At 38.0% G+C, this 15,246-nt stretch carries 14 protein-coding genes and 1 pseudogene; 12 read left to right on the forward strand and 3 right to left on the reverse strand.

Annotated elements, in window-relative coordinates; all coding sequences use genetic code 11:
- Positions 1-386 precede the first annotated feature (386 nt).
- Complete coding sequence (locus MKY45_RS11625; protein WP_193062105.1) at positions 387-1,841, reverse strand: DASS family sodium-coupled anion symporter; 1,455 nt, start codon at positions 1,839-1,841, stop codon at positions 387-389.
- A 263-nt stretch (positions 1,842-2,104) separates the two neighbouring features.
- Between MKY45_RS11625 and MKY45_RS11630 the strand changes: the two genes are divergently transcribed.
- The 8 genes and pseudogenes from MKY45_RS11630 to MKY45_RS11665 all read left to right on the forward strand — a co-directional run bounded on the left by MKY45_RS11630 (position 2,105) and on the right by MKY45_RS11665 (position 9,599).
- Positions 2,105-3,238 carry an ArsR/SmtB family transcription factor gene (locus MKY45_RS11630; protein WP_341172948.1) on the forward strand — a complete coding sequence of 378 codons (1,134 nt, stop codon included), beginning with the start codon at positions 2,105-2,107 and terminating at the stop codon, positions 3,236-3,238.
- Positions 3,239-3,255: 17 nt separating this feature from the next.
- Positions 3,256-3,636: a VOC family protein gene (locus tag MKY45_RS11635; RefSeq protein WP_341172949.1), complete on the forward strand. Its 381-nt coding sequence runs from the start codon at positions 3,256-3,258 to the stop codon at positions 3,634-3,636.
- Between the two features lie 17 nt (positions 3,637-3,653).
- Positions 3,654-4,148, forward strand: coding sequence for a GNAT family N-acetyltransferase (locus MKY45_RS11640; protein ID WP_341172950.1), 495 nt, complete (start codon positions 3,654-3,656; stop codon positions 4,146-4,148).
- A gap of 217 nt (positions 4,149-4,365) precedes the next feature.
- Complete coding sequence (locus tag MKY45_RS11645) at positions 4,366-4,923, forward strand: isochorismatase family protein (RefSeq protein ID WP_193062108.1); 558 nt, start codon at positions 4,366-4,368, stop codon at positions 4,921-4,923.
- Positions 4,924-5,117: 194 nt separating this feature from the next.
- Complete coding sequence (locus MKY45_RS11650; RefSeq protein ID WP_341172951.1) at positions 5,118-6,254, forward strand: tetratricopeptide repeat protein; 1,137 nt, start codon at positions 5,118-5,120, stop codon at positions 6,252-6,254.
- A 691-nt stretch (positions 6,255-6,945) separates the two neighbouring features.
- Positions 6,946-7,182: pseudogene (locus MKY45_RS11655) on the forward strand (sigma-70 family RNA polymerase sigma factor); the annotation flags it as partial.
- A 332-nt stretch (positions 7,183-7,514) separates the two neighbouring features.
- Complete coding sequence (pdxR, locus tag MKY45_RS11660; protein WP_341172952.1) at positions 7,515-8,954, forward strand: MocR-like pyridoxine biosynthesis transcription factor PdxR; 1,440 nt, start codon at positions 7,515-7,517, stop codon at positions 8,952-8,954.
- 177 nt (positions 8,955-9,131) lie between these two features.
- Positions 9,132-9,599 carry a YfmQ family protein gene (locus MKY45_RS11665; protein ID WP_341172953.1) on the forward strand — a complete coding sequence of 156 codons (468 nt, stop codon included), beginning with the start codon at positions 9,132-9,134 and terminating at the stop codon, positions 9,597-9,599.
- Positions 9,600-10,049: 450 nt separating this feature from the next.
- Here MKY45_RS11665 and MKY45_RS11670 read toward each other — a convergent pair whose 3' ends face one another.
- Entirely contained in the window at positions 10,050-10,295 is a 246-nt protein-coding gene (locus MKY45_RS11670; RefSeq protein ID WP_042533964.1) for a hypothetical protein, read from the reverse strand.
- 245 nt (positions 10,296-10,540) lie between these two features.
- Here MKY45_RS11670 and MKY45_RS11675 point away from each other — a divergent pair, with 245 nt between their 5' ends.
- Entirely contained in the window at positions 10,541-11,515 is a 975-nt protein-coding gene (locus MKY45_RS11675; protein ID WP_042533966.1) for a D-cysteine desulfhydrase family protein, read from the forward strand.
- Between the two features lie 168 nt (positions 11,516-11,683).
- A complete protein-coding gene (locus MKY45_RS11680; RefSeq protein WP_341172954.1) occupies positions 11,684-12,601 on the forward strand; it encodes a DNA-3-methyladenine glycosylase family protein in 918 nt (305 codons plus the stop codon).
- 16 nt (positions 12,602-12,617) lie between these two features.
- On the opposite strand, the gene MKY45_RS11685 is transcribed toward MKY45_RS11680, so the two are convergent.
- The gene (locus tag MKY45_RS11685; RefSeq protein WP_341172955.1) at positions 12,618-13,085 is read right to left on the reverse strand and encodes a hypothetical protein; all 468 of its coding nucleotides are present in this window, start codon (positions 13,083-13,085) and stop codon (positions 12,618-12,620) included.
- Positions 13,086-13,401: 316 nt separating this feature from the next.
- Here MKY45_RS11685 and MKY45_RS11690 point away from each other — a divergent pair, with 316 nt between their 5' ends.
- Together MKY45_RS11690 and MKY45_RS11695 are read left to right on the forward strand one after the other, a co-directional pair.
- Positions 13,402-14,352 carry a threo-3-hydroxy-L-aspartate ammonia-lyase gene (locus MKY45_RS11690; RefSeq protein WP_193062112.1) on the forward strand — a complete coding sequence of 317 codons (951 nt, stop codon included), beginning with the start codon at positions 13,402-13,404 and terminating at the stop codon, positions 14,350-14,352.
- Between the two features lie 21 nt (positions 14,353-14,373).
- Positions 14,374-15,144, forward strand: a complete 771-nt coding sequence (locus MKY45_RS11695) for a TatD family hydrolase (protein WP_341172956.1) — start codon at positions 14,374-14,376, stop codon at positions 15,142-15,144.
- Positions 15,145-15,246: the final 102 nt, after the last annotated feature.

Raw genomic sequence — 15,246 nt, forward strand, 5'->3', positions numbered from 1 at the left:
CTGCGATTACTCGCCCCATCAAAAACATTTGTGCATCGCAGGGCGAGCTGAAGATCCACTTGAAAAGCGGTTTTCTTATCAAGTTAGCTGAAGCCGTCCCCATGGCAGACTAGGACCGCAACGTCCTGGGACTGCGATTACTCGTCCCATCGAAAACATTTGTACGTCGGAAAGCGGAGTGGTTGGTTGCAGGAGCTATGCACCATCACCAATTCCAAAAAGGCCGGATATTTAACCAAAATGCAAGTATGATAATGAAGAACACGTTCATCTTGGAATAGCAAAATATATTTGCTTATTCTTAGGTGCGAAAGTTGAGTTACTGAAAAAAGAAAAGCGATATAGAAGCATACATAATTCAGCTTCCATATCGCTTTTTCAGCTCGTTATAACAATCCAACCCACTGCCAATAGGTTGCACTAAACAGAATAATAAGCAAATACCCAATCACAGTAAGAGGCACACCGGATTTGATAAATTGTTTTAAAGTAAATGTACCTGTACCATAAGCGAGCATATTTTGCGGAGCGCTGACCGGCAATAGGAAGCCAAAACTGATCACAAATTGCATAATCAAGACAAGACCTGGACCATTAAAGGCTGCTGGCTCCATTGATCCGACCAGAGCAATAACGATTGGAATAAAAGCAGATGCCAGACTGGTGGCACTTGCAAAGCCCAAGTGAATCAAAATATTAAATAAAGCAAGTACGGCAATCATCGCAACCAGAGGTAGGGAAGACACCCCGAGTATTTCAAAGGAATTAGAAGAAAGCCAGGTTGCTCCCTCTGTTGCTAACAGAACAATCCCTAATGAAATTCCTGTTGCGAATACAATTAATGTGCCCCAAGGTACTTTTCTTTGCACTTCTTTCCAGGAAAAGATACCGATAACAGGTGTCAGCATGATGGCAACTGCAACAATGGTAACTGTAGTAGAATCTAAGGGATGCAAAACACCTTCCGTCGACCAGAATAATAATAACAAGCCGGCGATAATGATTAAGCGCCATTCTTTTCCACTGATTTTCCCGAGCTCCTTCAGCTGGTTCGTTATGCTTACTCCTTCCTTTATTTTCGACATATTTGGTTTAATTAGTTTAACCATAACAATATAAAGTACGATAGACATGATAAATGCCCAAGGAGCAGCGTAGAGAAACCATTCTCCCCATGTCACATCTATACCAAAAGCAGATTCCATAAATCCTAAAGCAACCATGTTCTGTGCGGCCGCTGTTTTTATTCCGACGTTCCATATAGAAATAGATTGTACGGCGGTAATCATTAATAATGCTGCAAGCTTACTTTGCTTTGCCAATCCAAATGCAGCTACAATTCCTAATAGGATAGGGACAAGCGTACCTGCACGCGCGGTGGCACTTGGTACAAACAGCGCCAGTACAAAGCTGACAATAATGGTTCCGATCACAAGTGCTCCAGGCTTTGTTCCAACCTTTGACATAATATACAATGCGATGCGTTTATGAAGACCTGTAATCTCCATAGCAGTAGCCAAAACAAGCGCTCCTCCAACAAGCAGCACAGCGGAAGAACTGAATCCTTCTACGGCCATGCTTAACCCCTGACTTGTTCCATATATCGTACCTGGATCTTCGATAGCAGGGGAGATTCCGATAAGAACGGCCAGCAGACTGACTATCATTACCGCACTGACAGGATAGGAAACTGCTTCCGTAACCCATAAAACAACCGCAAATGCTAAGACAGCAAGCGCTCGCTGTCCAACTAGAGGCAATGAATCAGGATTAGGCAGAATTAAAATAATAAGAAGAACTAAAAAAGCTGCAATAAGTGCAATAGCATCTTTCTTTTTCATGAAAACCCCTCCCTTTAGTTACTTTAATTGTAATATAAAACCCTATATTTGTGATTGGTTTCACATGTTACAAATAAATGAATTTGTGTATTTATTCACAGTTCATTCAAAAAATACATTTCATTTTTATAAACTGGCGCTTAATAGAGCCGCATTTTAAATAACTGTTATCCAATCATATAATCGAAAGCTGATTGACGAAGGATATACATTATATTAATATATTCAATATACGAATATAGAATAAAGAAGAAGGTGACAAAGTGGAGAGAAATTTATTTGTACCAGCTTTACCGAAAACAGAGCTGGATGCAGTCCGTTCCTTAGGAGTCTATATTTTTACGAATATCCAGCTGGCGGATTACGATTTAAACAGCTCCTCAGCGCAGAATCGATGGATAAGGAGTTTATCGGATAACTTATCAGATACCGCTAAAAATGATTTGAAATTATTAAGAACTGTTTTTGCGCATGGAGTGATTTTAAGGGATTTCTATATCCAAAAGACCGCGGATTTAACCATGGATTGGGATGCTTTTATCGATTGGTGGAAGCAGCTAGAGGAGTCAGACATGATGGAGCTTCTTATTTATGGAATTAGAGAAACAATGGACTATTACTATAAATACCTGCCTCGTATACCGGTTGTGGAAGAGGCAATGCAGGAAGTTTACCTGGACGAAAGGCAATTACAGGACCCTGATAATCGTAAGAAAGCCGTGAAAGCAGTACTGCTCAGCTGGTCTGTCCCGATAGAAAAAGTAGAAAACAATGCAGCGGATTATGATAGTTTATCCGATATAAAAGAAAGCATTATCCGGTTGATAAGGGCTTTTTGGGCTGCCGGTTTGAAAAAACAGTGGGAAGAAAAGCAGAAAATGCTAGCAGCATGGGTAAGACAGCAAGAGTCTTTACTGTCAAAATCCTATCGTACCAATGGAGAAGCGATTTTTGCAATCACAGGCTTGTATCCAGATACCGCAGAATTGGAGAACATTAACAGAGCAGAAATGATAACCTTTGTTCCTGTTTGTAATATGGAAAGGCTGCTTTCTTTTATTCAATTTGATAAACATGTTTACCTGATGTTTGATCCGCAGATAGAAACGGCAGGAAATAAAGAAAAGCTGGCAGACTATTATACTGCTTTTGAAGGATTGGGTGACAGGACAAGACTGCAAATCATTGACTTATTAGCTGAAAATAAAGAGATGTTCGCCCAACGGATTATCCAGCAGCTGAACCTGAAGCAAAGCACGGTTTCTCGTCATTTAAATCAGTTGCTGCAATCTGGTCTTGTTATGGTGCATCAGGAAGGAAATACAAAGTATTTTTCACTAAACAGAGATGAACTGAAAAAAGTAGCGGAAAGCCTCCATTCATTTTCCAACATGTAAAGAAGAGGAGAATAAAGATGACAGATTTTCGAATCGAAAAGTTAAATACAATCGTTGTTCCAGTAAAGGATTTAGACAGATCCATTGCATTTTATAAGGATATATTATATTTAGAGCAAGGTTTTACTGATCAAAGTATGGCCTTCATTTCTGCAGGGACTTCAGAGCATGATACAACTATATTATTGCATATCATTGATGAGCCAGAACCGGTAGAAAAAGGAATGGTAATAGAATTTCTGGTCAATGATGTCAGCTCAGCTGTTTCATCTCTAAGAAATCGAAACGTAAAAATTATACAAGACCCGATTGAGCGTCCCTGGGGTGTGAAGGAAGCGGTTATTGCCGATCCGGATGGATATCGAATTTGGATAGTAGAAACCATATATCGGGGTTAAAGAAGGGAGGAATCAAAATGGATATAGCTATTGAGACAGCAGTCACAGAGCATGTCAAATCCATTGCTGCTATTTGCTCCTTTGGCTGGAAACAAACTGTAGAAGGTAAGTTAAGTGAGAAGTACCGGAACAAGCATGCAGAGGAATGGTATAACCATGAACGAGTAAAGGCGGATATAGAACAAGGCTCTTATACCCATGTTGCTATCGTTAATTCAAAGGTGGCAGGCGTTATTGGCGGTGCAATAACGGAGAGCAGGGTCAGCCAAGTTTTTGTATTATATGTAGAAGAAAAATATCGATACAAAGGAATAGGAAGACAATTATTAAATATACTTACAGAAGTACATAAGAAAGCAGGAGCAACAGAGCAATGGGTGTCTGTACAGGATGGAAATCAAAGAGGAATCCCTTTCTATGAAGCAAGAGGATTTCGGAAGCAGGAAAAGAAAAGTGGCGTGACGGATACAGGCGAACCATTTGTTAATCTTCGGTATTCGCGAAGCTTGTAATATCAACTTAGTATTAGCTTAAATTTATTTTTTGAAAATATCGTCTATTTATTATGGTAAAATAAAGATTACCTTGGTTTATAAAGGTTATTAAAATGAATTTCATTAAAGGAGGCGTTCATATGATAAATAATAAAAAGAATGTAATAAGTAAAAAAGGGAGAGCGTTTAACTAGTCCGTTACATCGTGTTTCCCTAAATTGGAAGGGGACTTAAATTGAATCAGGTCTTATTAGTTATTGATGCACAACAGGAATTAATCGAAGGCAATCATGAAAGAAACGCAGTTTTTCAAAAATCACAGCTTATTGCTAATATTAATTTAGTAATTGAAAAAGCAGAAAATGCAGTGGTGCCAAGTGTATTTGTAAGGGATTTAGATGTCGGTGATGGAAAAGGAAGCGGATTTGAAATTCACAAAGACATCTATGTGCCTGCAGAATCAAAAATCTTTGACAAATCTGCTACCAATGCTTTTTATGGAACAGGTCTGTTGGAATACCTAAAGTCACATCAAGTAAAACATATTGTTGTTATGGGCTGTGAAACACAGCATTGCATAGACAGTGCCGTCAGAACAGCAACCATTAACGGATTGGATGTCACATTAGTTAGAGACGGCCACTCCAGCCTGGGGAACGACTTGCTGAATCCAGAACAAATTATAAAACACCATAACGATACACTTCATGGACATTATAACGTGGATCATTTTTCCATAGTAAGAAATGCAAAGGAAGATTTATTTCACCCTGCACATGATTCATATAGATAATTTGATAGAAAAGCGGCATATACCTGTGCCGCTTTTACTGTTTTGAGAATTATTTCACGAAGCTCACGAGACAAGTATCTGTTAGCAAAAATTTTTGTGAAAACAGTCTTGGATATGTCTTCCATTTATGTTCCATTTGTACTATAATAAAAATGTCATTTTAAAGAATAATTTGTCAAATAGAGGAGGATAAAATGAATAAACAGCGAATTATTATTTTTATGTCATTATTACTATTTATTGCCGGATGCAGTACGTCCGAGGAATCCACTGCATCAGAAACTTCTTCATCTGAATCTTCCGAGGAAAACACGAATTCAGAACAAGCAGAGGAAGAGGAAGAAAACGAATCGGGAGCAGAGGAAGAGGAAGCGGAACAATTATCCTCTGGTTCAAGCACCAGTACATATTCATTATCAATGAAGCTGCAGCCTCTATACGCGAATGGAGATTATGAAGAAGCTTTAGAGCTAATCGAGGAATCTCTGGAAGATCACGCTGAAGAGCCTTTCCTTTATAATGATAAGGGTTTTATTCTCATTGAACTTGGACGACCGGAAGAAGCAAGAGAAGCGTTAGAAAAATCAATTGAACTGGATGACAAGATGGAAGCTGCTTACAGTAATCTTGCATATGCGTTAATAGACTTGGGCGAATATGAAGAGGCTATGGAAGCTGCGCAGGAAGCGATTGATTTAAATCCGAATGCACCGGAACAATATGTTGCTATGGGAAATGCACTATCTTTTCTTGATGAAGATGAAGAAGCTCTGACTTATTTTGAAGAAGCTTTAGAAATTGAACCCAAGGCAGATTTCGCTTTATATGGTTTGGGAGCCAGCCTGCTCTATTTAGATGAAACAGAAGAAAGTATTGTTTATTTAGAAGAATATTTGAAACAGCATCCGGAAGATGTCGATGCACTGGATATGCTTGTATATGCTTATGAACTTATAGAGGATTATGAAGAAGCGTTGGAATACGCTGACGCCGTATTAGAAGTAGATGATGAAATGCATATCATTTATAATCTGGATTATAAAGGCATCCTTTTAACAAAAAATGGGCAGCTGGATGAAGCAGAAGAACTCTACGAAGAAATGCTAGAGGAGCATCCGTTAGATAAAGGAATTGCTTATTACGGCCTGGCTTTTATCGATATTGAGCGCGGGGAGATAGAAGAAGGCTTGGATCATTTGGAAGAAGCAATGGATGAGGACCCCAGCTTAATTGATTATGCTGTGACAGATCCTTTATTTGAAGATGTTTTAGATAATGAAAGATTTATAGAACTTGCTGAATCCTATGAGGACTCATATAACGAGCTGTAGTTAAAAAAGCAAAAGATGATTGATAGTTGTAAAACAATCATTTTTTGCTTTTTCGTTTATTGGAAGCATTGCGGAACAGGATGCTTCATCTTAAAATAAGGATATACTTGGTATCGTTTTATCATGAGAGAAATATTGAATATTCTTTCAAACAGAGATAAGGTTGGTATTTCAACACTCGATCTTTACCTATTCAAAACATTGCATTGGTTAAGTTTTAAGAAGTTTAAGTGGATAGAACGTCAGATATTACAGATTCAATGGGATCTTGAAACTGCGAAGAGCAGGAAGATTTTTTGATATGAGAAGACGGTGAATGAGCGAATAAAGGCTTCTCTTGCCGAGTCAGAAGGAGAAAAAACAGCTTTCTCATAAGTACAGCTTGTATTTCTCCTTGAAAAATTTCTCTGAAAGTTATTTTTCATTTTATAAACTATGTTCCGAAATCTTTTCTCTATTGATTCTCCAAATTCCAAAAGATACACCGGCGATAATAAAGAAAATACTAATCGATTCTCATACGGAGGGGAATGACAATTGATAAATAAAAGAATAAAGCAGTCCAAATAAAGACTCAAAAACAATCATCATCCCTGCCATGGAAACCGTCAGACGGATGGAAGTTTGGTTCCATGCCCATGTTGCCACCCACAAAGCAACGATGCCCAACACGATAATACCAATCAAATATGCAGCGGATGGACTGTTAAAAAAGGAATTAGAGGAGGTATTGGATACCCTTCCTCTCCGGGAAGAAAGTATTCTCCGTCTCCGTTTTGGATTGGATGACGGGAAGTCACGAACGCTGGAAGAACTGGGAAAAGTATTTGGCGTGACCAGAGAGCGTGTCCGTCAGCTTGAAACAAAAGCATTGCGGAAATTAAGGCATCCAAGACACAGTAAACGTTTAAAAGATTTTCTTGATTAGCGTAGGCCGGAGTTATATGTTTAACGGATAATTAATAAAATTTATTTCCATGCATTTAAGCCCGGTAACTTCATTGTGATTCGGGCTTTTTTGCTGGAAAGAATAAAATTTGGATCATTTCATCTGTGAGTTGCTTATTTAGGTCATTGTTCGCTATGATAGTAGAAGATATCTTTGTTTAGCAGTTTTATTTTTGTATCATTTTATTTAGGAAAGAATTCCATAAGATAAGTTTAAAATTAAGAATATATTCATTTTAGTATACGAATAAAGAGCTTTGGGCAGTATTATTCACTGCGCGTTTAAATCTACAACACAATCGAGGAATTCACATGAATTTTAAACTTGACCGTTCAGCGAAAACACCACTATACAAACAAATTGCATCATATATCGAAAACGGAATCTCTACTGGTGATTTTTCTCCGGATATCCCGCTGCCATCAGAACGCCATCTGGCAAAAGAGCTGCAAGTTAATCGCAGCACGGTAGTGGCCGCTTATGATGAATTACAATCCATTGGAATTGTTGAAAGAAGGAAAGGCAGCGGGACGCATATTAGTACGGATATCTGGGGAATATCCGATAAAAGAATTCCCAACTGGGGAAGGTATGTGGAGGATGGTTCATTTCTTCCTAATTTGCCGTTAGTTCAAAAAATACGGACGGAAACACAAAATAATGAAATGATTAATATGGCAAGCGGAGAACTGGCGGCGGATCTATTTCCGGCAGAACAATTTCATTCCATTTTTAAAGAGAAGCCTTTTACAGAGCATCTGGGATATGATCACCCTCAGGGCAATGTCCGTTTAAGAGAAACGATTTCTAATCATTTGTATGCGTATAAGGGAATCTCTATTGATGCAGAATCAATCCTGATTACCTCTGGTGCGCAGCAAGCTCTTCACCTTATTGTGCAATGTTTACTAAAGCCTGGTGATGCTGTCGCAATAGAAAATCCATCGTATGCTTACTCATTGCCATTATTTAAATCAGCAGGTTTACGTCCCTTTCTTTTAAAGAGCAGTAAAAATGGGATTAATCCGGATGATATCGTCGAACTGCATAAAAAACATCGCATTCGAATGGTTTTTATCAATCCGGATTTCCAAAATCCGACCGGAGTGCAAATGCCTTTAAGCAGACGGAAAAGAATATTAGAGATTTCTTCGGAGTATGGCATTCCTGTTGTAGAGGATGATCCGTACAGCATTACGGCATTTGATGGAAACGTAACAGCTTCTTTAAAACGAATGGACGATAACGGAAATGTATTATATATCAGTTCTTTATCCAAAATCGTTGCATCTGGATTACGAATCGGCTGGATTGTTGGACCGAAAAAAGTTATTCAACGCTTAGCTGATGCAAAACAGCAGATTGATTTTGGACATAGTATTTTTCCGCAATGGGTTGCAAATGAGTTTATCGGATCTCCGCAATTCGATGAACATATTCATAAAATCAGGCAGCAGCTGGAAGTACGGAGAAAGCAATTATCCAAAGCACTGATTCATTTTTCAGGCGATCAGGCAGAATTCCTGGAACCAGATGGCGGGATTCATTTATGGTGCAAGCTGAAAGATCCGGTGGATGAATTTCAATTGCTGGATGAATCATTGAAGAGAGGAGTTGCTTTTGTTCCAGGCTCTATTTTTGGTGAGAGCAAAGGATTCGTTCGTTTTACGTATGGCAGGAGTACGCCCACAGATATTTGGGAAGGAATATCCAGATTTTCGAAAGCTCTTCAGCATTTGCGCGGAAAATAAAAAAGCGATAAAAATCTGTCTGCTCGTAAAGTGGATGGGGGATTTTTATGCGAATTGGATGGTATCATTTTTGGGATATCCAGTACAATAAAACTAGGTTAGGATAAAATCAGCAAGCTGTGTAACCTTATATCAAAATTAGAAAGTGATAGTTTATCAGGGAGATGGAATTCGAAAATGACATGGACATTTATATTAATTACGCTGGCAGGAATTATATTGAAATTTTTAACCAGCCCGCCAAGCGCTTTGGTAGGATGGGTTTTAAATAAATTTGAACTGCATCCTAAAATTGATGCAGGAAACAGTACGATAACCTTCGACGGAGCACCGCTTGATGGAGATGAAAAAAGGAGATTTATAGATTCTTTTAATGAAGCTCAATTTTTATATAAGAATCATATCTTTCCAGGGAAGGAAGCTTTGTTTCTTCATCCTGAAACAAAGATGCCCCCATATATTATTCATTTTAAAAAGAAAAATAAAGAAATGACCTTCCATGTTTTCGGATATGAAAATCGGGTAGATGTCGTGAAACAATGGAAGAAAAAGACCGCTTCCTATACGCTGGATTCAGATTATCTGCAACAGGCTGAAATATTCAGCTGCATAATGCCTGAGGTTATTGTTATGCGGCTGCGTTGACTATTTTATAAAGGTGGGGAAAGGGAGATGTTGAATACCCTTATCATACTGGTGATTATCGTATGTGTTCTTGCATTAATCGGAACACTTTTTGTCACAAAAAAGCTGGACGATACTTACGAACGAAAGAAGAGTTTTTCAAGTCTTACTTATATTTATTTTCTTGGACTGCCCGCGATTATTTTGGTTTCTGTTCTTATATGGGTTTTCATTTAAGATTGGGTTCAAATAGAATAGGCGTCACAATAGAACTTCTTATGAAATAGGAAGTTCTATTGTTATTTAAAGGGCATTTTCAATTATTCTAATGTTGAAAATTCGATGGATTAAAGAATGCTTTCCTTACATAGATCGTATAAGCTAGCATAGCCAGAGAAGGAAGCATATTAACTATATATAGCAGGTGGGTTTGATTGTTTACGAGCAGAGAGCTAATCATTCCAAAATAGACTAAATAAGCCACCATTGTCCAAAAGCCCCATTTTTCAATTGGATATAACCATAGACCATTACTAATGAAAATAAAGCTACTATTGCTCTCATTAATTGCTCAGGTATATTCGGTAATGCAAAACGTTCCGCTATACTGCGCATGGAATCGGTATCCGCATCATAAAAAATAGCAGAAAATAATAAAAGCATTGAACTAAAAGCAAATATATAACTTATTATTATAACTCCCAACGGTCTTTTCAAACGTTGTGACACCTCCCATACTTTATTTTTTTAATAAGTATAATTGCTTGTTTTTAACTTTTCTTCTAATTGCAGTCTCTATCCGCTGATGCTGACAGGAAAAGAGTACAGACTTATAGAAAATTTACCCTCTTCATCGATTCTTTACACTAAAATAACAAATTCCTTTCATTTATTATTTGCTTATATTCGTTCTTGTTCGCTATCATAAAGGTATAAACTGGATGAAAGCGAGAGGAACGACTATGCGTAAATTAAATATTGCTAATTTGGATACACCCATTAAAAAGCTGGAAAAACTCAGTAATGAACTTGGGAAAAATATTTATATCAAACGAGATGATTTTACAGGAGTGGAAGTCTCGGGAAACAAAATAAGAAAGCTGGAATACCTTATTGCCTATGCATTGGATAATAAATATGACACAATCATTACTACAGGAGCCTGCCAATCAAACCATGCCAGAGCGACAGCCGCGATTTGTGCCATGATGGATTTAGAATGCCATCTGGTGCTTAGAGGTGAAGCGAAAGAATATGAAGGAAACCTGTTTCTTGACGATATGCTTGGAGCGAATGTAAATATTATTCCGCCGGATGCATCCCGAGAAGATGCGATGGAGGAGAAGAAGCAGGAGTTAGAAGAACAAGGGAAAAAGGTATTGATTATTCCGGTAGGTGCTTCAAATGCCATCGGGTCTTACGGTTATATTAATTGTTATAATGAAATCATGAAGCAGGAAGTAGAGATGGGTGTTCATTTTGATTCTATCAACCTTGCAATTGGTTCTGGCGGAACATATGCAGGGCTATGGTTTGCAAATGAGGGGGCAGATACCAGAAAGAAAATCATTGGCTATTCTGTTGACCAAATAGCAGAAGTGTTCAAAGAAGATGTGATGGAAATAGTAAATGATTTGGAAAACATCAGCCATCATTTTGATTCTATTACTATTAATGATAACTATATTGGACTTGGCTACGGTCAGGCAACTGATGAAGAACTGGCATTTTATTTGGATATTGCTAAAAATGAGGGAATGATTCTTGACCCTGTTTATACAGGGAAGGCTTTTAAAGGGTTAGTGACTGAAATTAAAAACGGAAACTATGTTGACCAGGAAAATATCCTTTTTATTCATACCGGCGGACAGCAAGGCTATACGAAAGAGATGAGAGAAAGAGTGAAGGATATTTTAAGAAAGAATGATGGAGAATAATTTTTGTTAAATGATAATGCAAGCATTAACTAAAAGGCAAAGGGTCAGTGTGAAAACAGCGTCTCTTTGCCTTTTGGCATAAGCGCTGCTTGTTGTACAACCATAGTAGGTTGCTGAATTCGCAAGCAAAATATAAAACAGATCTTGAAGATAGGGGGGACGAAGAAAGTGAGAAGCTGGAAAGAAAGTAAAAACTGCATTTTCATAAAAGCACCGGAGCCGTTTAATTTTAAAGTGAATGTAGACTATTTCCTGAGGGATCCAAATGAATGCATGTATGAAATAGAGGAGAATACGATTACCCGTGTGATTGAAATAAATCATCTGCGTACATTGATACAGATAAGTAAAGCAGGAAGTGACTATCTGGCTGTTGAGTGTTTAGCCGGTACAAAAGCGGAATCATTTGAAGATAAAGAGACCATCGTAAATTATATTTGTGAATGGTTTGACTTTGACACCGACCTGCTGCCTTTTTATGAAATGGGTCGCCGGGATTTGTTACTGCAACCAGTCATTGAAAGATTTTACGGACTTCGGATTATGGGTTTAAATGATTTATTTGAGGCCTTATGCTGGGGGATATTAGGCCAGCAGATTAACCTGAAGTTTGCGTACACATTAAAACGTCAATTTGTTGAAAAATTTGGAGAACATTTGGATTATAATGGAAAAAATTATTGGATTTTCCCTTTGTATGAAAAAATCTCTAAATTAACTGCGGAAGATATGGCTGATATTAAAATGACAAAAAGGAAAAGGGAATATATTATTGGTGTAGCAAAGTTAATGGCAAATGGAGATTTATCAAAAGAAAACTTATTACATGTAGATGATTTGAAGCAAGCGGAAAAAGAATTGATCCGTATTCGCGGGATTGGTCCATGGACAGCGAATTACGTATTGATGCGCTGTCTTCGGTATCCGGACGCTTTTCCTATTGATGATGTGGGATTAATCAATGCCATCCAATTTGTAAAGGGAATGGAACGAAAGCCGACAAAAGCTGAGATTAGAGAATTATCGGCAGCATGGTCAACCTGGGAAGCGTATGCTACGTTTTATCTGTGGAGAATGCTGTATTGAACGGCTGATTGGAATGCTAGATGGTTCTTCCTTTTTTCTTAACATCTGCGTCTAAACCTGCTCCAATCGCTACACCAACAGCTAAGCCAATTGGCAAACCTAATGCAAGGCTATCGAATAAGAGTCCAAAAACTAGTCCTAAGCTGAGACCACAGGACATATAGATACTGAGATAATAGTCTTTCGCAACTAGTTTGTGTTTTTTCATGAGGTGTGTACGGATGTTATTTAATATTTGGTGATGGTTTTTAAAATCATTTTTTGTCAGCTGATCTGACTTGTCTAAAAGCTGGGCTATATGACCTTCTAAATCAACAAAATATTGGTTACATGCTTCACAGCTGGAAGAAAGCTCAACCAATCTTTGAATCATTCGATGACAGTTATCCAAATCAAGCTTTTTGGAAACATTTTCTTCTAAACTATTTTTTAAATCTTCTATACTGGCGTTAAGTTTGTCAGCAGCTTGGGGACTTATCATCATGGTTGACCTCCTTGTATGTCCGGATAAGAAATGATTAGATATTTTCAATATGTAAAAAAGCTTAGTTTATATAATTATATTCAAATGGCACAAGCGATGCAAATTTCATTTAAAATGAAGACTAATATAAAAAGTTAAGTATATCATTTAAAAACTCGATTTAAATATACAACTGTGACTTGATTGTTCTTTATATCAATTGAGAAAGATTTTAGCAGGAAATTTAGTCCGATTTGTCGAAAGGAGGATATAGGCATTACTAAAAATTATTAAAATAGCAACCTGTCTTGATATAAAAGTGAGGGAGGAATTCAAAATGTATGAAAAAATAGTAGAAGCAGCAAATCGCCTAGAAGGAATTGCACATAAAACCCCAGTCCATACGTCAACATTATTGAATGAATTAACCGGAAACCAAATGTTTCTCAAGTGTGAAAATTTCCAGCGGATGGGAGCATTTAAATTTCGGGGTGCTTATAATGCGATAAGCTCTCTGCCGGAAGCGTCCCAAAATAAAGGAGTAATCGCTTATTCTTCCGGAAATCATGCAATGGCTACGGCTTTAACCTGCAAAATACTTGGTATCCCTGCGACAGTAGTCATGCCGGATGATGCGCCGCAAGTCAAAGCAGCAGCTGTGAAAGACTATGGTGCAACGATTATAAGATATAACCGCAAGACGGAATCCCGAGAGGAAAAAGCGCAGGATTTAATAGATGAATTTGGTTATACATTAATTCCTCCTTTCAATGCGGAGCCAATTGTAGCCGGACAAGGCACCGTTGCAAAAGAATTGATTGAAGAAGTCGGGGAGCTTGACTATCTGCTCGTTCCTTGTGGAGGCGGCGGGTTGATAAGCGGATGTGCCATTGCTGCAAAACAGCTGTCGCCTCAATGCAAGGTGATTGGAGTGGAGCCTGTGGTATCCAATGATGCGACGAAATCATTTAAGGCAGGAGAATTGCAGACGATTGAAGCTCCAAACTCGATAGCTGACGGTTTAAATACACCTTCGTTAGGAAAAATTACTTTTTCTTTCATTCAAAAGCATGTAGATGATTTTATCACGGTTTCTGAAGAAGAGATAAAAGCTGCTATGTACTTCCTATGGACGCGATTAAAACTTGTTGTGGAGCCATCTGGAGCAGTCGCTTTAGCAGCATATCAAAAGCTTTCTGTTAAAAACAAAAGAGCAGGTGTCGTATTAAGCGGCGGAAATGTGGATGTAAGAAAAGCCGGGGATTTGTTTAAGGATATAACAGATTGATTTGATGAGGGAGTTTGCATAATGATTGATGCACATATTCATTTAGATTGGTACCAGCCTGACGAGCAGGAACAGTTAATTCAAACGCTTCAAGCAGATGGGATGATAGCCGTTTCAAGTGATTTTGAGAGCTGTCAAAAGGTATGGTGGTTAGCACAGAAATATCCGTTTGTTTATCCTGCTTTCGGCTGGCATCCGGAACAAGCATTGCCGCCTGATCAAGAAATCAATCGTATCTTTCAGGAGATTGAACAAAAATTCGAAAAAATCGTGGCTATTGGAGAAGTAGGGCTTCCGTATTATACCAAACGTAATGATGACTCGCTGGATATTGCACCTTATCATGCCATATTAGAGCGGTTTGTACAGGCTGCAAAAAAGTATAATCTGCCAATCGTATTACATGCTGTTTATGAAGATGCCTCTGTTGTCTGTGATATGCTTGAAAAATATCAACTGGAACAAGCCCATTTTCATTGGTTTAAAGGGGATAAAGCTACGATTAACCGTATGATAGATAATCGATATATGATTTCTATCACGCCTGATTGCTGGTATGAAGAGGAGATTCAGTCTTTAATCAAACAATATCCGTTAGAACTTATTATGGCAGAAACAGATGGGCCATGGCCGTTTAAAGAGCCTTTTCAAAATCAGATGACACATCCAAATATGATTATCGATGTGATAAAAAAAATAGCTGAGGTAAAACAGCTGCCTTTTGATAAAGTTCGACAACAGCTGACGAATAATACGTATCAGTTTTATCATTTAGAACGGTTTAATAAATAAACTGTAAAGGGATTAATATCCATTCAGGTTTTGTGAAAAGACATGGAATGATAGCCCGGACTCTAAAGGGAAGTACGTTAATTAATTTCAAAATAAGGGAAT

This window comes from Oceanobacillus sp. FSL K6-0251, assembly GCF_038004725.1.
In the GTDB taxonomy this organism is placed as follows: Bacteria; Bacillota; Bacilli; order Bacillales; family Amphibacillaceae; genus Oceanobacillus; species Oceanobacillus oncorhynchi.